This is a genomic window from Methylobacterium sp. WL120, from assembly GCF_008039465.1.
GTDB lineage: Bacteria > Pseudomonadota > Alphaproteobacteria > Rhizobiales > Beijerinckiaceae > Methylobacterium > Methylobacterium cerastii.
In genome coordinates this window covers 1-20,778 of the sequence record NZ_VRUT01000029.1, presented here as the reverse complement: position 1 = coordinate 20,778, position 20,778 = coordinate 1, and the positions used below count along the sequence as shown (strand labels likewise).

Here is a 20,778-nt window from a genome sequence, read left to right as displayed (position 1 = left end):
TGCGGAGTCTTCCTCCCCCGCAGAGGGGGGAAGGGAAGAACCGTCGCCGCTCAGTACACGTCGGCCTGGTAGCGACCGGCCTTCTTCAGGGTGCCGAGATAAGCCACCGCCTCGTCGGGCGACTTGCCGCCGTGCTGGGCGGCCACGTCGATGATCGCGCGCTCCACGTCCTTGGCCATGCGCTTGGCGTCGCCGCAGACGTAGAAGTGGGCGCCGCCCTCCAGCCACTTCCACAGGTCGGCGCCGGTCTCGCGCATGCGGTCCTGGACGTAGGTCTTCTCGGTGCCGTCGCGCGACCAGGCCAGCGACAGGCGGGTGAGCACCTTGTCGTCGCGCATCCGGGTGAGCTCGTCCTTGTAGAAGAAGTCGCTCGCCTGGCGCTGGTGGCCGTAGAACAGCCAGTTGCGCCCCGGTGCCTGCGTCGCCGCGCGCTCGCGCAGGAAGGCTCGGAACGGGGCGATGCCGGTACCGGGGCCGCACATGATCACGTCGGTGGAAAGGTCTGCGGGGAGCGCGAAGCCGTGTGCCTTCTGCAGGTAGATCTTGGCCCGGGTCTGCTCGGGCATGCGCTCGCCCAGATGCGTCGAGGCGACGCCGAGCCGGAGGCGCGAGCGGTGGTTGTAGCGCACCGCGTCCACCGTTAGCGAGACTTTGCCCGCATCCATCTTCGGCGAGGACGAGATCGAGTAGAGCCGCGGCTGCAGCTCGTCGAGGGATTCGAGGAACACCTCGGCGTCGGGGCGCGCGCCGGGGAACTTGTGGAGCGCGCCGAGCACGTCGAGGTAGGCGGCGTCGCCGTCCGGGTCCTCGCCGGCCGAGAGCGCCTTGGCCTTGCGGCGGGCTTCGCCCGAGGTCAGCAGCGAGAGCAGCTGGTAGAGACCGTCGGGGGCGGCGCCGAGCGAGTAGTCGGCGATCAGCCGGTCGCGGAGCGTCTTGCCGCCGATCACCCGCTCGGGGCGGGCGCCGAGCTCGGCGATCACCGCGTCGGCGAGCGCCGGCGCGTTGGCGGGGAAGAGGCCGAGCGAGTCGCCGGCCTCGTAGGTGATCGGCGTGTCCCTAAGGTCGAACTCGACGTGCCACGTCTCCTTCTCGCCGCCTGGCTCGTTGAGCCGGCGCCGGCCGAGGAAGATCGCCTCGACCGGGTTCTCGCGGCAATAGCCCAGCGGGCCGAGGTCGACGGGCTTGTCCGCCGCCGCCGCCTCGCCTGCGGCCGCAGCCGGGGCGGCCGCGTCGCCCGTGCCGAACTCCTCGTCGAGCTTCTTCAGCATCCGGAGCGTCTCCTTGCCGCCGGGCTGACAGAGGTTCAGACGCGCTTCGCTCTTGAGGAAGATGGCGTTGGCGTAGTCGGCGCAGTTGTAGCCGCACTGGCCGCAATCCTGCTGCGCCATCGCCGCCATGAGCTTCTGCGGCTCGGGCCGGGCCTTGGCCATCTCCATGCGCTCGCCGATCGGCATCGACGGGTCGTGCCAGGGCGCGTCGTCGTTGTCGGCGAGCTTCGGGCCGCCGGGCATCTCGGCCGTGCCGATCGCGGTGGCGCCCTCGACCGCCGGGCCGAGGAGGGCGGCGAAGTAGCCCGAAAGCCACGAGCGCTGGTCGGCGGAGAACGGGGCGTTCTCGGGAACGAGGACGAGGGGGGGGGAGACGTGCTCGCTCATGCGGCTGCCTTGAGGGCTGGCTGTTCTTCGGCAAGGTCGCGCAGGGCTTCCGGCCCCGTTCGCGCCGTGAAGGTCTGGAAGCTCTCCTCTGGCCCGGTGCGGCGGGCGAGGTAGGTGCGCAGCAGCGCCTCGACGCGTGACGGCGCGTCTTCGGCCTTAATCGCCGTCCAGATCCCGGTGCCGATCTTCGGGTTCTCGGCGAACCCGCCGCCGACCACGACGTCGTAGCCCGGAACGGTGTCGCCCTCCTCCGAGACCACCACCTTGGCGCCGATCAGGCCGATGTCGCCGATGTAGTGCTGAGCGCAGGAATGGTGGCAGCCGGTGATGTGGACGTTCACCGGCACGTCGAGCTCGGGGAGCGTCGCCTCGACGTGGCCGGCGATGATCATCGCGTCGCCCTTAGTGTCCGCAGCGGCGAACTTGCAGCCGTTCGAGCCGGTGCAGGCGACGAGGCCCGAGCGGATGCCCGCCGCCTTGGTGGTGAGGCCGAGCGCCGCCACCCGCGCCTCGACCTCGGCGACCTTGACGTCGGGCACGCCGGAGAACAGGAGGTTCTGCCAGACCGTCATGCGGATCTGCCCGTCGCCGCATTCCTGCGCGATCCGCGCGAGCTCGCGGACCTGATCGCTCATGATCTTGCCCACCGGCAGGATCACGCCGATCCAGTTGAGGCCGGGCTGCACCTGGGCGTGGACGCCGACATGGGCGAACCGGTCGGTGGCTTTCCGCGGCACGACGTGGGCCGGATCGACCCGGTCGAGCTTGTATCCGAGCTTCTCTTCGACCGCGGCGAGGTACTTGTCGAAGCCCCAGGCGTCGAGGACGTACTTCATCCGGCTCTTGTTGCGGTTCGTCCGGTCGCCGTTCTCGATGAACACGCGGATGATCGCGTCTGAGACCTTGTTGCAATCCTCGGGCTTCAACACGATGCCGGTGTCGCGGGCCAGATCCCGGTGGCCGGAGATGCCGCCGAGCACGAGGCGCATCCACACGCCCGGCGTGACGCTCGCGCCCTCCAGCACCTCGATTGCCTGGAAGCCGATGTCGTTGGTCTCCTCCAGCACCGCGACGATGCCGCCGCCGTCGAAGGCGACGTTGAACTTGCGCGGCAGGCCGTAGAGCGACTGGTCGTTGATGATCCAGTTGTTCCAGGACTTGGCGAGCGGGCGGGTGTCCAGAAGCTCCTGATGATCGATGCCGGCGGTGGGCGAGCCGGTGACGTTGCGGATGTTATCCGCACCCGAGCCGCGCGCGGTCAGCCCGATGTCGACCAGCCCGTCGAGGAAGGGCTGGGCGTGCTCGGGCGCGATGTGGCGCACCTGGAGGTTGGCCCGCGTGGTCACGTGGACGAAGCCGCCGCCATGCGCGTCGGCGAGGTCGGCGACACCTGAAAACTGCCAGTGGTGCAGGATGCCGTTGGGGATGCGCAGGCGGGCCATGAACGAGGTCTGGTTCGGGGCGACCCAGAACAGGCCGTGATAGCGCCAGCGGAAGTTGTCCTCGGGCTTCGGCGCCTTGCCCGTCGCCGCCTCGACCTTCAGCCGGTTGTGGCCCTCGAACGGGTTCTCGGCGCGCTTCCATTTCTCCTGCTCGCAGAGCTTGCCGCCGGCCTTCACCGTGGCGTCCTGCGCCTTGATGTGGATCGCGTCCGGCCCGGTCGGCTCGGGCGGCGGACCGCCCTGCCCGATGGCCAGGCCGCCCGTCAGCCGGGCGGCGGCCACGCCAGAGGCGAAGCCTTCGAGGTAGCGCTTCTGCTCGGCGTTGAAGTCTTCAGCCATGGTCCGCCTCCTTCACGCGGCCAAGATCCTTGCTCACGCGGCCAAGGTCTCGGCGAGGGGGTCGGCCGCCGTCGCGGGGCGCCCGAACATCAGGTCGTCGATCTGGTCTCCCACCGGCTCGCCGGTGCGGATCAGTGTCTTGCATCGGGCCTGCTCGCCGATGTCGCCGACGAAGACCGCGCCGATCAGGCGGTCGCGCTCGATCAGGAGCTTGCGGTAGAGGCCGGCGCCCGGATCGCTCATCACGATCGCCTCGGCGGTCTCGGACGTGTCGACGACGCCTGCGGAGAACACCGGCAGCCCAGAGACCTTGAGGCTCGTGGACAGCGCCGTGCCGGAATACCGCGCCTCCTGCCCGGAAAGGTGGCGGCTCAGGGTCTCGGCGTGCTCGTAGGCGGGCTCGACGAGGCCGTAGACCATGCCGCGGTGCTCGGCGCATTCGCCGAGCGCGAAGATCCGCGGGTCCGAGGTGGTCATCCGGTCGTCGACCTTGATGCCGCGGCCGGTCTCGAGCCCTGCGCCCTGCGCCAGGGCGAGGTTCGGGCGCACGCCGACCGACATGACGACGAGGTCGGCCGGCAGCACCGTGCCGTCGGCGAGGATCAGGCGCTCGACCCGGCCGTCGCCCTCGACGCGGTCGGTGTCGGCCTTGAGCAGCACCTTGACGCCCCGCGCCTCCATCGCCCGACGGACGAGGGTGGCGGCGGAATGATCGAGCTGACGCTCCATCAGCCGGTCCATGACGTGGAGCAGGGTGGTGTCGACGCCGAGCCGCGCCAGCCCGACCGCGGCCTCCAATCCGAGCAGGCCGCCGCCGATGACGATGGCCTTGGCGTGCTCGACCGCCGCCTTCCGGATCGCCGACACGTCCGCGAGGTCGCGGAAGGTGATGATGCCGGGCAGGTCCATCCCGGGCTTGGGCAGGCGGATCGGCACGGAGCCCACCGCCAGCACCAGCTTGTCGAAGGGCAGCACGTGGGTCTCGCCGACGACGACCAGCGCGTTCTCGCGGTCGACTTGCGTCGCGGGGGCGCCGGTGATCAGGCGGATGCCGTGGCTCTCGTACCAGTCAAGCCCGCGGAAGGCGCAAGCCGCCTCGTCCACTTCGCCGCCGAGCAGGGAGGACAGCAGCACACGGTTGTAGGCGGCCACCGGCTCGGCGCCGACGACGGTGACGTCGTAGCGGCCGGGCGACCCTTCGGTCAGCCGTTCGAGGAAGCGCAACGAGGCCATGCCGTTGCCGACCACGACGAGCCTCTCGCGCGGAATCTCCGCCGCTGGAACCTGATCCGTCTGCGCTGTGAGCATCGGTGGAAGGGTCTCGTCCTCGAAAAACTGCGCGGGCACGTCCGCCACGAAAAAAGCCGCCGCCGATCGACCTCGGGCGAGCGTATCTGCCCGCGAGGAGACATCGGTTCAGCGGCCTCGCTGACGGTGCTGCCCGTCGTCGTTGACGGGTTAGGCGGCCTCAGCAGGTTCCGTGCCAATTCGTGAGGATGCGGTTCGCCCGCTGTCGCCGGGAACGCGAACGGCACCTTCGCGGGCCTTTCGATCACACGCGTGCGCTGCACAAAGATCAGGCTATTGAGCGCTGATCAGGCAGGCATGTGCGAACGCGACGGCTCCGGCTTAGGGGGGGCGGTCGCGATGCGCTTTGGCGGGGTCGAGGCCCGCGGCGGAGGCTAGATGAGGGTCGCGAGAGCGGCCATCAGGCCGACGACGGGAACCGCGCCGATCAGCAGGACCCAGCGCCACGGATGCGCGGCCTTCGCGCGCCGGTTGTCGTTCATCGCCCGCGGCGCGCGTCCACGGTGCCGAACGTAGGCCGAAAGATCGACGCGTCCGCGCGAGGCGGGACTGGACGAGGCGGTGTCGAGCTTGCGGCAACCTGGCATGGCAGAACCATAACTGCGTCGCGGCGTCCACGTTCCGTTGCGATCGTCGTGCCGGTGCGGTCCGGAGGGCTCAGGCCGGGGACAGCCCGGCCGCTGCGTAGAGGTCCGGCCGGTAGACGGCTTCCGCGGCCGGCAGGAGGTCATCGGCCGGCATCTGCCCGGCGGCTCGCATCTGCGACAGGATCCAGCCGACATGGGCGGCGCGCGGCTCCTGCGCCGCCGCGTCGAGGCGCAGGTAATCGGGCGCTTCGCGCTCCCGGCCCGGCCCGTCGAGGACGATCGTCCCCTCGAAGGTGCGGGTGATCAGATGGGGGTCGAGGTTCAGGTAGGGCCGCCGCGCGAGGCGGTGGGCGAGCTCGGTGCGATTGGCCGGGTCGGCGCACCAGCGCCCGGCGTGGGCGACGGCCCGCACCAGGGGCGGGATCGCGCCCTCGAGCCGCGGCGCGACGGCGAGCACCTTCTCGGGCGCGTCCGGGGCCACCTCGCAGCCCAGCGCGGCGATGCGCCCGAGTCCGGCCGCGACCGCCACCGCGTTCCAGGGCGCGCCGGCGCAGAAGCCGTCGACGATCCCGCGCGACAGGGCTTCGACGCTGTGCTGGGGCGGCACCGCCACCAGGCGGACGGCGGCCGGGTCTAGTCCGCCGGCCTCGCAGAATAGCCGGAGCTGGTAGGTGTGCGAGGAGAACGGATGGACCGTGCCCAGCGTCAGCGGCCGGCCGGCTTCCCTGCGCGCGCCCGCCATCCGGGCGAAGGCGCCGGCGACGTCGGCGAGGCGCTCGCTCTCCGGCGCCATCGTGGCCCAGAGGGTGTTGGATAGGGTGATCGCGTTGCCGTTCAGGCTGAGCGACAGCGGCACGATCAGGTCGGAGGGCGGCCCCGACAGGGCGAGCGCGCTCGCCAACGCCAGCGGCGCCAGGATGTGCGCGGCGTCGAGGTATCCGAGCGCCAGCCGGTCGCGCAGCGTCGCCCAGGACGGCTCGGCGGTCAGCTCCAGGTCGAGTCCCTCGGCGCGGGCGAAGCCCATCTCGTGGGCGGCGATCACGGGGGCTGCGTCGCAGAGGGGCACGTAGCCCAGATGAAGTCTCATCTGCGAAGCCTCCTCGGCGAAGTCACTGGCGCCCTCATCCGAGCAGGTCGGCCGCGGTGACGATCGCCCGCGCGATGTCGGCGATCTTCCGCTTCTCGTTCATCGCCTTCTTGCGCAGCTGCTTGTAGGCCTCGTCCTCGGACAGGCCCTTCATGCTCATGAGGATGCCCTTGGCGCGCTCGATCAGCTTGCGGTCGGCGAGCTCGCCGCGCGCCTCCGAGAGCTCCCGCTGCAGGCGCGAGAACGCGTTGAAGCGCAGGATCGCGATGTCGAGGATCGGCTTGATCCGCTCGGGGCGCAGGCCGTCCACGACGTAGGCCGAGATTCCCGCGTCGACCGCCGCCTGCATCATCGTGGCGTCCGAGCGGTCCACGAACATCGCCACCGGCCGCTCGACGTGGCGCGCGACGCCGGACATCTGCTCCAGGATGTCCCGGCTCGGGCTTTCCAGGTGGATCACCACCACGTCGGGGGCGAGCGCGGCGACGCGCTCCATCAGGTCGGCGGTGTCTGCCATCACCACGACGCGACCGATCCCGGCGGCGCGCAGGCCCTCCTCCAGGATCGCGGCACGCGCCCGGCTCGGATCGATCACGGCGACGGTGAGGCTAGTGTCTGACATCTAGGCCCGGTGCTGGGCGACAAATCGGATCGCGGCGACGCATGCCGCCGGCTGCCCCGCAAGGCAAGCGTCGTGCCCCGGATCGCCAGGGCGATCGCTTGAAAGTGCCGGCTCTCTTTTCTTCGGTCTCGATCGCCGGCGCCTGCCTCCACGGGTTTGGGCTTTCGCTCCGCGGGGCGCCCTTCGCGCCCTGCCGGATCGCTCCGGGCAACGGAGCGGAAAGGAAACGGTCCAGCTTCCGCCGCAAATTGGGGTCATCCGGGATGCCGTCGCGACGGTCTTAGGGGGTTCGAAGCATCGGATGTCGAAGCCAGACCCCTTCGCGACCCTGGACGGCGGCGGTTCCGGCCGGCTTTCCCTCCCCTTCCTGCCGACCCTGGCTACGGCGCTCGTGATCGGGGCGGCCTCGCTCCTGTGCCGCGAGCCGGCCCGGGCACCGGCCGTCCCGGCGCCCTCCGCCTCCGTCGCGCCCCACGCCTTCCATGCGGCGGCCCCGGCCGAGGCCGCCCTGCCCCGGCCGCCGGCCGCGATCGCCTTCGCGCAGTTCCCGCCGAGCCTCGTCCTGCCGGAGATCCGCACCGCGTCGCATCCGGTCGCGCGGGTCGCGACGACGGCCGTGACGCCGCGCCGCGCCTGCTCCGGACCGCGCTGCGCCGAGGGGCCGCCGCGCCGGCCCGACCCGTTCTCCGAAATCGTCCGGCCCTCACCCGTCGAGGCCGAGGCGCAGGTGCGCGACGACGGCCTGCTGCCGGACCTCGCCCTGCCCTTCGCCCCGGCCGTGCGCGCGGTCGGGGACGCTGCCGCCTACCTGCGCACCGGCGCCTCCGCACTCGGCAGCTCGGTTTCGGTCCTGGTCGACCGTTTGGACTGAGGGCTTTCCGCCATGCTGCGCTGCGGCCGTCCGGCCGCGTGCGCACCGTGACGAGCGCCGTGATTAGCGTCTTGGGCGGCGTCCGTTTTGCCCGTCGCGCCCTGGACCGCATCGCTTTGCCGAACTAGGTGCATTGCATCGGACGGCGCCCGTCGCCGGCCGCGACGGATCCGCTTCATGGCCGCACGCATCGAGGACTACGCGCTGATCGGCGACGGCCGCACCGCCGCGCTGATTAGCCGGCAGGGCAGCGTCGACTGGCTGTGCTGGCCGCGCTTCGACGCCTCCGCCCTGTTCGCCGCCCTCCTCGGCACCGAGGAGCACGGGTTCTGGCGCCTCGCGCCGCAGGCCGCCCACGTCGAGACCCGCTGGGCCTACCGCGAGGGCAGCCTCGTACTGGAGACCCACCACAAGACCCGCGAGGGCGAGGTGCGTGTCGTCGACTACATGCCCGTCGGCGACGGGTCGCACCTGATCCGCCTGGTCGAGGGCCTGCACGGCCGCGTGGCGATGCGCATGGATCTCGCGATGCGCTTCGATTACGGCTCGGCGGTCCCCTGGGTCTCGCACAACGAGCTTGGCGACCTCCGCGCGATCTCGGGGCCGCACAAGGCGGTCCTGCGTACCAAGGCGCCTCTGCGTGGGCATGGGCAGACCACGATCTCCGAGTTCACGGTGCATGCCGGCGAGGCGGTCGCCTTCACCTTGAGCTACGGCGCGAGCCACGAGGACGACCCGGCGCCGATCGAGCCGCGCAAGGTGCTCGCCGCCACCGACCGGTTCTGGCGGGACTGGTCCGACCGCTGCGCCAGCGGCACGCCCTGGGACGCGATGCTGAAGCGCTCGCTGCTGACGCTGAAGGCGCTGATCTACATGCCGACGGGCGGGATCGTGGCCGCGCCGACGACGTCGCTGCCGGAGGACCTTGGCGGCGTGCGCAACTGGGACTATCGCTTCTGCTGGCTGCGCGACTCGACCTTCACTCTCCTCGCGCTGATGGATGGCGGCTTCCTCGACGAGGCCCGCGCCTGGCGCGACTGGCTGCAGCGCGCGGTGGCCGGCAACCCGGAGCAGGCGCACATCCTCTACGGCATCGCCGGCGAGCGGCTGCTGCCCGAGATCGAGCTCGACTGGCTGCCCGGTTACGAGGGCTCGAAGCCGGTCCGGGTCGGCAACGCCGCGGTCTCGCAGTTCCAGCTCGACGTCTACGGCGAATTGTTCGACGCGCTCTACCAGGCGCGGATGCGCGGCATGCCGACAGACAAGGACGGCTGGCGCGTGGGCCTCGCCATCATCGCCCACCTGGAGAAGGTCTGGAGCGAGCCGGACGAGGGCATCTGGGAGGTGCGCGGCGGGCGCAAGCACTTCGTCCACTCGAAGGTCATGGCCTGGGTCGCCTTCGACCGCGCGATCCGCAGCCATACGGGACAAGCCGACGCCCCTGACGCGCCGGTCGCGCGCTGGAAGGCGATCCGCGACCAGATCCATGCGGAGGTCTGCGAGAAGGGCTTCGATCCGGAGTTGAACAGCTTCGTGCAATATTACGGCTCGAAGAAGCTCGACGCGAGTCTGCTGCTGATCGCCCATATGGGCTTCCTGCCCCAGGACGACCCGCGCGTGGTCGGCACCGTCGAGGCGATCGGCCGAGACCTGATGCGCGACGGCTTCATCCTGCGCTACGACACGCGGGGCCAGACCACGGACGGCCTGCCCGGCAACGAGGGCGCATTCCTGCCCTGCACCTTCTGGTACGCGGACAACCTGATCGGCCTCGGCCGCCGCGCGGAGGCCCGCGCCCTGATCGAGCGCCTGATCGGCATCTGCAACGACCTCGGCCTCGTCTCCGAGGAGTATGACGGGAAGGCCCGGCGGCTGGTCGGCAACTTCCCGCAGGCGTTCACGCATGTTGCGCTCGTGAACACCATCCTCAATTACAGCCGGGCCGAAGGGCCTGCGAAGGAGCGGGGCGGCTCGGACGATTCGAACGCGCCCGCCGGCCGCGATTTGCGTGTGCACGAACCGCATACGGTCGCGAACGGTCTCGCGCCGCAGTGACGACAACGGGAAAGACGAGACCATGAGCGGAGCTGACACCGCGCCCAAGACGGCGCTTTCCGAGATCGACAAGCTCTCGATCGACACCATCCGCACGTTGGCGATCGATGCGGTGCAGAAGGCCAATTCGGGACACGCCGGCGCGCCGATGGCGCTGGCGCCGGTGGCCTACACCCTGTGGAACCGGTATCTCCGTTACGACCCGGCGCATCCGCACTGGCCCAACCGCGACCGCTTCGTTCTGTCCTGCGGCCACGCCTCGATGCTACTCTACGGGCTGCTGCACCTTGCAGGCGTGGCGGAAAAGGACGGCGGCAACGCGCCGGCCGTGACGCTCGAGGACATCAAGAATTTCCGCCAGCTCGACAGCCGCACGCCGGGCCACCCGGAATACCACTTCACCACCGGCGTCGAGACCACCACAGGGCCCCTCGGCCAGGGCGTGGCGAACTCCGTCGGCATGGCGATGGGCGGCCGCTACCTCGGTGAGCACCTGAACCGGCCCGAGCTGCCGCTGTTCGACTACAACGTCTACGCGATCTGCTCGGACGGCGACCTGATGGAGGGCGTCGCCTCCGAGGCCGCCTCGATCGCCGGGCACCTGCGCCTGTCGAACCTGTGCTGGATCTACGACAACAACACCATCACCATCGAGGGCCACACCGAACTGGCCTTCGGCGAAGAGGTCGCGACCCGGTTCCTCGCCTACGGCTGGCAGGTGCTGCGCGTCGCCGACGCCAACGACGTGCATTCGATCTCGGGTGCGATCGAGACCTTCCTGCAGTCGAGCGACCGGCCGACGATCATCATCGTCAACTCGATCATCGGCTTCGGCGCGCCGAAGAAGCAGAACACGTCGAAGGCCCACTCGGACGCGCTCGGCGAGGACGAGGCCAAGGGCGCCAAGCGCGCCTACGGCTGGCCGGAGGACGCGCAGTTCCTGGTGCCCGACGGCGTGCAGCAGAACTTTTCCGACAACATCGGCAAGCGCGGCGCCGAGCTCTACGACCAGTGGCAGGGCTTCCTGACGGCCGCCAAGGACGCCGACCCCGAGCACGCCGAGACCCTCGACGCCTTCTTCGAGGGCCGCCTGCCCGAGGGCTGGGACCGGGACATCCCGGTGTTCGAGCCCGACGCCAAGGGGCTCGCGACCCGCGAATCCTCCGGAAAGGTGTTGAACGCCATCGCCCAGCACGTGCCGTTCATGCTCGGCGGCTCAGCGGATCTGGCGCCCTCGAACAAGTCGAACCTCACCTTCGAGGGGGCGGGCTCGCTCACCCCGTTCGAGCCGGGCGGCCGCAACATCCACTTCGGCGTGCGCGAGCACGCCATGGGCTCGATCGTGAACGGGCTCGGGCTCTCGGGCCTCAGGGCCTACGGCGCGACTTTCCTGGTCTTCGTCGACTACATGCGCCCGGCGGTGCGGCTGGCTTCTTTGATGGAGTTGCCGGTCTTCCACATCTTCACGCACGACTCCATCGGCGTCGGCGAGGACGGGCCGACCCACCAGCCGGTGGAGCAGCTCCTGAGCCTGCGCTGCATCCCCGGCCTCGTGACCCTGCGCCCCGCCGACGCCAACGAGGTCGCGGAAGCCTACCGCGTGATCTTCTCGCTGCGGAACCAGCCGGCGGTGCTCGCCCTCTCGCGCCAGCCGCTGCCGACCATCGACCGCACGACCTTCGCCAGCGCGTCGGGCGTCGCCAAGGGCGGCTACGTGCTCGCGGGCGGCGACGCGACGCCGGAGGTGATCCTGATCGGCTCCGGCTCCGAGGTGCAGCTCTGCCTCCAGGCCTACGAGAGCCTGAAGGCCGAGGGCGTGGCGGCGCGCGTCGTCTCGATGCCGTCCTGGGACCTGTTCGAGCGCCAGGACGAGGCCTATCGCGAGAGCGTGCTGCCGCCGGCCGTGCTGGCCCGCGTCGCCGTCGAGCAGGGCTCGGTGATCGGCTGGGACCGCTATGCGGGCTCGGCCGGCACGATCATCGGGATGCACACCTTCGGCTCCTCGGCGCCGATCAAGGACCTGCAGGCCAAGTTCGGGTTCACGCCGGAGAAGGTGCTGCTGGCGGCGCGAGACCAGATCGCGAAGCACAAGAACGATCACAACGCCAAGCACTGAGACAAGCACTGAGACAGGCACGCGTACAAGCACGAGTCCTGGGCATCGCGACCCAGGCCTGCGCTCCACGCCGGAGCCAAGGCCTGGGTCCGCGGGTTGATCTCCCGAGCGGGGGGTCGACGACACGACGAACCGAGACCGACGACTTTGCGAGGCATCGACATGAACGCGCTCAAGGCCCTGCACGCCGAACAGGATCAGGCGGTCTGGCTCGACTTCGTCGCCCGCGGCTTCGTCGCCAAGGGCGAGCTCAAGGCGCTGGTCGAGAACGACGGCCTGCGCGGCGTGACCTCCAACCCCTCGATCTTCGAGAAGGCCATCGGCCATTCCGACGAGTACGATGCCAGCCTCAAGAGCGTGATGGAGCAGGGCGACAGCCGCGTCATCGACCTCTACGAGGGCTTGGCCATCGCCGACATCCAGGCGGCGGCCGACGTGCTGCGCCCGGTCTACGAGGCGTCCGACGGCGCAGACGGCTACGTCAGCCTCGAGGTCTCGCCCTACCTCGCCCTGCAGACCGAGGACACGCTGGAGGAGGCTCGCAGGCTCCACAAGGCCGTGGCGCGCGACAACCTGATGGTGAAGGTGCCCGCGACCCCGGAGGGCATCCCGGCGATCCGCCAGCTCACGGCGGAAGGCATCTCGATCAACGTCACCCTGCTGTTCTCGCAGGGCGAGTACGAGAAGGTCGCCCGCGCCTTCGTCGACGGCCTCGCGGAGCGCGCGAGGAACGGCGGCGACGTCTCGCGGATCGCGAGCGTGGCGAGCTTCTTCATCAGCCGCATCGACGTGCTGGCCGACAAGCTGCTCGACGAGAAGGCCGCGGCGGAAGCCGACCCCGAGCGGAAGGCCGCCCTCGAAGCCCTCAAGGGCAAGGTCGCGATCGCCAACGCCAAGCTCGCCTACCAGCGCTACAAGGCGGTGTTCGCGGACAGCAAGTGGACGGCGCTGGCCGAGAAGGGCGCCAAGGCGCAGCGGCTGCTCTGGGCCTCCACGGGCACCAAGAACAAGGCCTACCGCGACGTGCTCTACGTCGAGGAGCTGATCGGCCCGAACACCGTCAACACCATGCCGCCGGCCACGATGGACGCGTTCCGCGACCATGGCGCGGTGCGCAACGCGATCGAGGAGGACGTGGCCGGGGCGGAAGCCGTGATGGCGCGCCTGGCTGAGGCCGGCATCGACATCGACGCGATGGCCAAGCAGCTGGTCGAGGAGGGCGTGCAGCTCTTCGTCGACGCCGCCGACAAGCTGCTCGGCGCGGTCGCCGGCAAGCGCGTGGCGCTGCTCGGCCATCGCCTGAACGTCCAGAGCCTGAAGCTCGGCGACGCGCTGGCCGCCGAGACCGGCAAGGCGGTCGAGGCCTGGCGCGCGAGCGGTGCGATCCGCCGCCTGTGGGCGCACGACACCACGGTCTGGTCGGGCGCCGACGAGGATCGGTGGCTCGGCTGGCTCCGCATCGTCGAGGACGAGCTGGAGAAGGCGCAGGATTACGCCGCGCTCTCGGCCTGGGTTCAGGGGCAGGGCTTCGCCGACGTCGTCGTGCTCGGCATGGGCGGGTCGAGCCTCGGCCCCGAAGTGCTCGGCCTGACCTACGGCAACCGCGACGGCTTCCCGAAGCTCTCGATCCTCGATTCCACCAATCCCGACGAGGTCCGCGCGCTCGAGGCCACCCTCGACCTGCCGCGCACGCTGTTCGTCGTCGCCTCGAAGTCCGGCTCGACCTTGGAGCCGAACGTGTTTCGCGACTACTTCCTGGCGCGGATGAAGGCGGTCGTCGGCGAGCGGGCGGGCGAGCACTTCCTCGCAGTCACCGATCCCGGCTCGGCGATGGAGAAGGCGGCCAAGGCCGACGGCTTCCGGCAGATCTTCTACGGCGTGCCGCAGATCGGCGGGCGCTACTCCGTGCTCTCGGCCTTCGGGCTGGTGCCGGCGGCCTGCGTCGGCATCGACGTGACGGACTTCCTGGAGCGGGCGCGGATCATGGTCCGCTCCTGCGGCCCGGCGGTGCCGCCGACCGAGAACCCCGGCGTGCTGCTGGGCGCCGCGATGGGCACCGCTGGTCTGGCGGGTCGCGACAAGGTGACGATCGTCGCCTCCCCGGGGATCGCCAGCTTCGGCGGTTGGGCCGAGCAGCTGATCGCGGAGTCGACCGGCAAGCAGGGCAAGGGCCTGATCCCGATCGACGGCGAGCCGGTCGACGTGCCGGCCGCCTACGGCCACGACCGCCTCTTCGTCTACCTGCGCCTCGACGGCCATGCCGACGAGCGCCAGGACGAGACCCTGCGCGGCCTGGAGCGCGAGGGCCATCCGGTGGTGCGCATCACCCTCGACACGGTGGAGCAGCTTCCGCAGGAGTTCTTCCGCTTCGAGATGGCGACCGCGGTGGCCGGCGCGCTGCTCGGCATCAACCCGTTCGACCAGCCCGACGTCGAGGCGAGCAAGATCGAGACGAAGAAGCTGTTCGAGGCCGCCGAGGCGAGCGGAGCGCTGCCGCCCGAGACGCCGGTGTTCGAGGACGAGACCATCGCCCTCTACGCCGACCCGGCCAATTCCGGCGCGCTGCCGGAGGCGGCCGACGGGCTGGAGGCCGGGCTGAAGGCGCAGGTCGCCCGGCTCAAGGCCGGCGACTACCTGGCGCTCCTCGCCTACGTGCCGCGGAACGAGGCGAACCACGCCGTCCTGCAGCAGGCCCGCTTGGCGATCCGCGACGCGCGGCACGTGGCGACCTGCCTGGAATTCGGGCCACGCTTCCTCCACTCGACGGGCCAGGCCTACAAGGGCGGCCCCGACACCGGCGTGTTCGTGCAGATCACCGCCGACCCCGCCGAGGACCTCGCGATCCCGGGGCGCAAGCTCGGCTTCGGCACCGTGGTCGCGGCGCAGGCGCGCGGCGACCTGTCGGTCCTCGCCGAGCGCGGACGCCGGGCGCTGCGGGTCCACATCAAGGGCGGCGACGTCCCGGCCGGCCTGAAGCGGATCGCCGCGGCCCTGACCGCCGCGGCGGGCTAAGCCTCACGACGGATCGCCGCGCCCGGGGCCCCTCGCGGGCGCAGCCGGGTGCGGCGGGCCGCCACCGACAGAGCCTCACAGAGCCTCAGAGGAGTGCCAAACATGCAGCTCGGGATGATCGGCCTCGGCCGGATGGGCGGCAACATCGTCCGGCGCCTCCTGCGCGACGGGCACACGGCGGTGGTCTTCGACCAGAACCCGGAGGCGGTGAAGGCGCTGGTCGAGGCCGGCGCGGTCGGCGCCGACAGCCTGGAGGACTTCGTCTCCAAGCTCGACGTCCCGCGGGCCGCCTGGGTGATGCTGCCGGCGGGCGCGATCACGGAAGCCACGGTGAAGGCGCTGTCCGGCCTGATGCAGGCCGACGACGTGATCATCGACGGCGGCAACTCGTTCTACGGCGACGACGTGCGCCGCGCAGGCGAGCTCAAGGACCGGAACATCCACTACGTCGACGTCGGCACCTCCGGCGGCGTCTGGGGGCTGGAGCGCGGCTACTGCATGATGATCGGCGGCGACAAGGCGGCCGTCGATCGCCTCGACCCGGTCTTCGCGACGCTCGCGCCGGGGATCGGCGACATCCCGAAGACGCCGGGGCGCGACGGCCGCGACCCCCGCGCCGAGCAGGGCTACATCCATGCCGGCCCGAGCGGGGCGGGCCACTTCGTCAAGATGATCCACAACGGCATCGAGTACGGCCTGATGCAGGCCTATGCTGAGGGCTTCGACATCCTCAAGCACGCCGACAGCGAGGCGCTGCCCCCCGAGCGCCGGTTCGACCTCAACCTCGGCGACATCGCCGAGGTCTGGCGCCGCGGCAGCGTGGTCTCGTCCTGGCTCCTCGACCTCACGGCGAGCGCGCTGGCGACCGACGAGAAGCTGGAGGACTATTCCGGCTACGTCGAGGATTCCGGCGAGGGCCGCTGGACGATCAACGCGGCGATCGAGGAATCCGTGCCGGCCACCGTGCTCTCGAACGCGCTCTACCGCCGGTTCCGCTCGCGCGAGGACGCCTCCTACGCCGACAAGATGCTGTCGGCGATGCGCAAGGGGTTCGGCGGCCACCAGGAGCCCAAAAAGTCATGATGGGCGCGCTGCCGCCCGACGCCGTGGTCCTTCCCGATGCCGACGCGGTGGCCCGCGAGGCGGCCGAGCGCCTGATCGCGGTCTGCGAGGCCTCGCGATCCGAGCGGATCGCGATCGCGCTGTCCGGCGGATCGACGCCCAAGCGCCTCTACGCCCTGCTCGCCGGGCCGGACCATGTCGGCCGCGTGCCCTGGGACCGGGTCCACTGGTTCTTCGGCGACGACCGCGCCGTGCCGTGGGACCATGCCGACAGCAACGTCCGCATGGTGCGCGAGGCCTTCGGCCACGGCACGGCTTTGCCGGCCGCGCACCTGCACTTCATCCCGACCGACCTCGGGCCGGAGGCGGCGGCCGAAGCCTACTCCCGCACGCTCCTCGCGTTCTATGGCGCCGACCGGCTCGACCCCGCCCGTCCGCTGTTCGACTGCGTCCTGCTCGGCCTCGGCGAGGACGGCCACACCGCCTCGTTGTTTCCCGGCAAGCCCGCCCTGTCCGTGACGGACGCCCTCGTGGCGCCCGTGCCGGAGGCCGGCCTGGCGCCGTTCGTGCCGCGGGTGACGCTGACCTTCAAGGCGATCGCCTCCTCCGCCCTGATCCTGTTCCTGGTGGGCGGCGCGGGCAAGCGCGAGGCGCTCCGGCGGCTCGCCGCCCGCGAGGACCTGCCGGCGGGCCGGGTGACGAGCCGGGGGCGGATCGAATGGCTGCTCGATGAGGCGGCCGCCGCCTGATACGGCCTCCGCTCGATCGAAGCGGAGGCCGTATCAGGCAAGCCCGCGCGGCGCATGAGCGAAGCCCAAATCCGCCATCCCGAAGAGATCGACCGGATTTGGTATGACGCCGCCGGAGCCGTCATCGAATCCGGCGGCGGCGATCTGGTCAGCGATGGCGGCGGTGATGACGGTGACGGCGCATCATGTGCGGGCGCGCCATCATGCTGCCGCGGCGGGCCATCCGATGCTGGCCGGCGAAGGTGCTGTTGCCGGTCGCCGCGGCGTTGCGGGAGAGGCCGTCGCCGGGGGCCGCCTGGCTCGGCATGTTCGTGCCGGCGAGCAGGCCGATGGCCAGGGTCGCGCCGAGGAGGATCTTCTTCATGGTGATTTTTTCGTCCGTGATCGTTCGTTGCCCTGCTCGAACGGCGTTCGGAGGGCCGGGTTCCCGTTGATCGTACCATCCTGCCGCCCGTGCCTGCCGTCCGTGTCTCCCGCCCGTGTCTCCCGCCCGTGTCTCCCGCCGCGGTCGAAGGCGTGGCCTTCGACCCTGCGGGGCCAGGCGTCGGGCCGGGCGGGTCGGCACGGCGGAGGACGACCGGTGCGGCGCCGCCACCGCATCCACGGCGTGACCGGCCCATGCCCTAACCGCCTGCGTGGCCGCTTTTTCTGCACGCGAGCCGGTATCCACCGCGCTCGAAAATGCTCTAGGGCAGGATACCGATGAGGGCAGGACACCGATGAGGGCCGGTCACCGATGCGGATGGCGGCCCAGGGCCGAGGCGGTCGACGGGGAGCGGGGACGAAGCATGCGCGACGGATTTCGGACGCTGATCCTGGCGGTGCTCGCCGCCCTGCCCGCGGCGGGGACGGCCTCGGCGCAAGCCGCCAAGCCCGCCTTCGTGTTCACCGGCATCCCGGACCAGGACGAGAGCCGCCTGGTCGAGCGCTTCGGCAAGGTCGCGCGCTACCTCGAAGCCAAGCTCGGCGTACCGGTGACGTACATCCCGGTGAAGAACTATCCGGCCGCCGTCACCGCCTTCACCAACGGGCAGGTGCAGCTCGCCTGGTTCGGCGGCTTCACCGGCGTGCAGGCGCGCAAGGCGGTGCCGGGCTCCCAGGCGATCGCGCAAGGCGCGGAGGACGCCGCCTTCAAGACCTACCTGATCGCTAACGTGAAGACCGGGCTTCAGCCGTCGAAGGACTTCCCGAAGGACATCGCCGGCAAGAGCTTCACCTTCGGCTCGCGCGCCTCGACCTCGGGCCGCCTGATGCCCGAATACTTCATCCGGCAGGCCTTTCCGGGCAAGACCCCCGAGCAGGTCTTCCCGACGGTGGGCTTCTCGGGCGACCACAGCCGGACGATCCAGCTCGTCCAGTCGGGGGCCTTCGCGGTCGGCGCGGTCGACTATTCGGTCTGGGACCTCGACGCCAAGGCCGGCAAGGTCGACCCCAAGGCCGTCACGGTGATCTGGGAGAGCCCGACCTTCCCCGACTACCAGTGGACGGTGCGCGGCGACGTGGACGCGATCTACGGCGACGGCTTCACCGCGAAGCTGAAGGCGGCGCTCGTCGGCATCGCCGATCCGGCGATCCTGGAGCCGTTCGGCCGCTCGAAATTCATCCCCGTCGACAACGCCGCCTACGCGCCGCTGATCGCGGTGGGGCAGTCCACCGGCCTGCTCGACTGACCGGCACGATGGCAGACCCTGCGATCCGGCTCGTGGATGCGGGCGCCGCCTACGACGGGCGCCCGGTGCTCGCCGGCATCGACCTGACGATTTATCCGGGCGAGCGGGTCGCGCTGCTGGGGCGCTCGGGGGCGGGCAAGTCGACGCTGATCGGCCTGATTCAGGCGCAGAGCCCGGAGCGGGTCGCGCTGGTGCCGCAGGCGGCGGCCCTCGTGCGGACCCTGTCGGTGTTCCACAACGTCTACATGGGCCGCCTCGACCGCCGCTCGACCCTGCACAACCTTCGCACCCTGGTGCGCCCGGCCGCCGCCGACCTCGCCGAAGTCCGCGCGGTGCTGGCCCGGGTCGGCCTGGCCGAGAAGATCCGCGAGAAGGCCGGCGCGCTGTCGGGCGGGCAGCAGCAGCGGGTCTCGGTCGCCCGCGCGCTCTACAACGGCCGGCCGATCCTGGTCGGCGACGAGCCGGTCTCGGCGCTGGACCGGATGCAGGGCGCGGCCGTGCTCGCCGAGATGGCCCGCGGCCACGAGACCCTGGTGGTGGCCCTCCACGACGTGGCGCTCGCGCTCGCCCACACCGACCGGATCGTGGTGCTGGAGGCCGGCCGCATCGTCCTCGACGCGCCCGCCCGCAGCCTCGACGCGGCGGCGCTGAGCCCGTTCTACCAGGCGGCGGCGTGATCGGGCTTCAACGCCCGGGCTACGCCGCGACCAGCCTGTGGTTCGCGGGGGCCGCGCTCGCCGCCTTGTCCCTGGCCGACCTCCACGTCACCAGCCTGAACCCCTGGGCCGACCTGCGGCGGCTGCTCGCCGGCCTGTTGCGGCCCGACCTGCTCTCGGTGGAGGGCTGGAGCGTCGTCTACACGGTCGCCTTCGCGGTGCTCGGCGTGACGTTGGGCGCCGGCGCCGGCTTCCTGCTGGCGATTCCCTTTGCGCGGTTCCGCGCGGTCCGCCTCCTCTGCGCCGGCCTGCGCGCGGTGCACGAGCTGTTCTGGGCCCTGCTGCTGATGCAGGTGTTCGGGCTTTCGGCCACCACCGGCATCCTGGCCATCGCCCTGCCCTATGCCGGCATCTGCGCGAAGGTCTACTCGGAGATCATCGAGGAGGCCGACCTGTCGGCGCTCCGGGTGCTGCCCGCGGGCACCGGCGCCGTCTCGGCCTTCCTCTACGCCCGCCTGCCGGAGGTCGCGGGCGCGTTCCGGCACTACACCCTCTACCGCTTCGAATGCGCCATGCGCTCGACCCTGGTGCTCGGCTTCATCGGCCTGCCGACCATGGGGTTCTACCTCGAATCCGCCTTCCGCCAGGGGCGCTACGCCGAGGCCGGCGCGCTGCTGCTGGTGTTCTACGCGCTGATCGGCTCGCGCCGGCTCTGGGTGCGGGCGAACACGGTGCCGGTGCTGATCGCGGCGAGCGCGCTGGCGCTGCCGGCCACCGTCGGCACCACCAACGTCGGCGCCAGCCTCGTCCGCTTCCTCACCCACGACGTCGTCCCCGCCCCCTTGCGCAACGCGAGCCTCCTCGATCCCGCCACCCTGCCCCGGCTCTGGGCCTGGTTCGCGCCGATCCTGACCGGCCAGATCCTGCCCGGCGCGGTGCAGACGCTGGTGCTGGCGCAGATCGCGCTGGTCGCCACCGCGCTCGGCGCCCTCGTCCTGTTCCCGCTGGTGTCGCGGCGCTTTTCCGGCCGGTTCGGTGCGCCCGCGGGGCGGGTGCTCCTCGTGGTCTTGCGCTCGACGCCGGAATACATGCTCGCCTACGTGCTGCTGCAGACCCTCGGCCCCTCGATGCTGCCGGCGATCCTGGCGCTGACGATCCACAATGCCGGCATCGTCGGCTACCTGATGGGGCGCCACGCCGACGCCCTGCCCTACCGCGCCGACGCGCCGACGGGCCTGAACCTCTACGCCTACGAGACCGTGCCGCGGCTCTACGGGCAGTTCCTCGCCTACCTGCTCTACCGCTGGGAGCTGATCCTGCGCGAGAGCGCGATCTTCGGCATCCTGGGCGTCGCGACGCTGGGCTTCCACGTCGACGCCGCGATCTCGGAGTTGCGCCTCGACGTCGCCACGGTGCTGATCGCGGCCACCGCCGCGCTGACGATCGCCGTCGACGCCGGCTCGCGGGCCCTGCGCAAGGCCCTGCGCCTCGACACCCTGCCGACGCGCCTCGCCGACCCGGTGAAGGCGCCCGCCCCCGTCTTGCCC

Annotated in this window: 15 protein-coding genes; 9 read left to right on the top strand and 6 right to left on the bottom strand. The window is 71.0% G+C overall.

From position 1 onward, the window contains the following. Positions 1 to 50: 50 nt before the first annotated feature. From FV229_RS08260 to FV229_RS08240, 5 genes are all read right to left on the bottom strand, one after another. On the bottom strand, positions 51 to 1,655 hold the full coding sequence (locus FV229_RS08260; RefSeq protein WP_147751505.1) for a sulfite reductase subunit alpha: 1,605 nt from the start codon (positions 1,653 to 1,655) through the stop codon (positions 51 to 53). After that, a complete protein-coding gene (locus FV229_RS08255) occupies positions 1,652 to 3,436 on the bottom strand; it encodes a NirA family protein (RefSeq protein WP_147751504.1) in 1,785 nt (594 codons plus the stop codon). The genes FV229_RS08260 and FV229_RS08255 overlap by 4 nt, the downstream gene beginning before the upstream one ends. Positions 3,437 to 3,469: 33 nt before the next feature. Further along, a complete protein-coding gene (locus FV229_RS08250; protein ID WP_147751503.1) occupies positions 3,470 to 4,744 on the bottom strand; it encodes an FAD-dependent oxidoreductase in 1,275 nt (424 codons plus the stop codon). Between the two features lie 657 nt (positions 4,745 to 5,401). Further along, positions 5,402 to 6,418 carry a CmpA/NrtA family ABC transporter substrate-binding protein gene (locus tag FV229_RS08245; protein ID WP_147751502.1) on the bottom strand — a complete coding sequence of 339 codons (1,017 nt, stop codon included), beginning with the start codon at positions 6,416 to 6,418 and terminating at the stop codon, positions 5,402 to 5,404. Positions 6,419 to 6,452: 34 nt separating this feature from the next. Next, a complete protein-coding gene (locus FV229_RS08240) occupies positions 6,453 to 7,040 on the bottom strand; it encodes an ANTAR domain-containing protein (RefSeq protein WP_147751501.1) in 588 nt (195 codons plus the stop codon). Positions 7,041 to 7,341: 301 nt separating this feature from the next. On the opposite strand from FV229_RS08240, the gene FV229_RS08235 reads away from it, so the two are divergent. The 6 genes from FV229_RS08235 to pgl all read left to right on the top strand — a co-directional run bounded on the left by FV229_RS08235 (position 7,342) and on the right by pgl (position 16,905). After that, positions 7,342 to 7,911 (top strand): hypothetical protein, encoded by a 570-nt coding sequence (locus tag FV229_RS08235; RefSeq protein WP_147751500.1) that lies wholly within the window; start codon positions 7,342 to 7,344, stop codon positions 7,909 to 7,911. 177 nt (positions 7,912 to 8,088) lie between these two features. Continuing rightward, positions 8,089 to 9,966, top strand: a complete 1,878-nt coding sequence (locus FV229_RS08230; protein ID WP_147751499.1) for a glycoside hydrolase family 15 protein — start codon at positions 8,089 to 8,091, stop codon at positions 9,964 to 9,966. 22 nt (positions 9,967 to 9,988) lie between these two features. Beyond that, positions 9,989 to 12,082, top strand: a complete 2,094-nt coding sequence (gene tkt / locus FV229_RS08225) for a transketolase (protein ID WP_147751498.1) — start codon at positions 9,989 to 9,991, stop codon at positions 12,080 to 12,082. 162 nt (positions 12,083 to 12,244) lie between these two features. Further along, on the top strand, positions 12,245 to 15,094 hold the full coding sequence (locus FV229_RS08220) for a bifunctional transaldolase/phosoglucose isomerase (protein WP_147751497.1): 2,850 nt from the start codon (positions 12,245 to 12,247) through the stop codon (positions 15,092 to 15,094). A 102-nt stretch (positions 15,095 to 15,196) separates the two neighbouring features. Further along, a complete protein-coding gene (gene gnd / locus FV229_RS08215; protein ID WP_147751496.1) occupies positions 15,197 to 16,177 on the top strand; it encodes a phosphogluconate dehydrogenase (NAD(+)-dependent, decarboxylating) in 981 nt (326 codons plus the stop codon). After that, positions 16,177 to 16,905, top strand: a complete 729-nt coding sequence (gene pgl, locus FV229_RS08210; RefSeq protein ID WP_147751515.1) for a 6-phosphogluconolactonase — start codon at positions 16,177 to 16,179, stop codon at positions 16,903 to 16,905. The genes gnd and pgl overlap by 1 nt, the downstream gene beginning before the upstream one ends. Before the next feature lie 148 nt (positions 16,906 to 17,053). On the opposite strand, the gene FV229_RS08205 is transcribed toward pgl, so the two are convergent. Further along, positions 17,054 to 17,269 carry a hypothetical protein gene (locus FV229_RS08205; RefSeq protein ID WP_147751495.1) on the bottom strand — a complete coding sequence of 72 codons (216 nt, stop codon included), beginning with the start codon at positions 17,267 to 17,269 and terminating at the stop codon, positions 17,054 to 17,056. Between the two features lie 424 nt (positions 17,270 to 17,693). Between FV229_RS08205 and FV229_RS08200 the strand changes: the two genes are divergently transcribed. The 3 genes from FV229_RS08200 to FV229_RS08190 form a co-directional block, all read left to right on the top strand. After that, positions 17,694 to 18,575: a putative selenate ABC transporter substrate-binding protein gene (locus FV229_RS08200; protein WP_147751494.1), complete on the top strand. Its 882-nt coding sequence runs from the start codon at positions 17,694 to 17,696 to the stop codon at positions 18,573 to 18,575. A gap of 8 nt (positions 18,576 to 18,583) precedes the next feature. Further along, positions 18,584 to 19,252: an ATP-binding cassette domain-containing protein gene (locus FV229_RS08195; RefSeq protein WP_147751493.1), complete on the top strand. Its 669-nt coding sequence runs from the start codon at positions 18,584 to 18,586 to the stop codon at positions 19,250 to 19,252. Further along, positions 19,249 to 20,778: ABC transporter permease (locus FV229_RS08190; RefSeq protein ID WP_147751492.1), on the top strand; the 1,530-nt coding region annotated here is incomplete at its 3' end. The genes FV229_RS08195 and FV229_RS08190, both read left to right, overlap by 4 nt.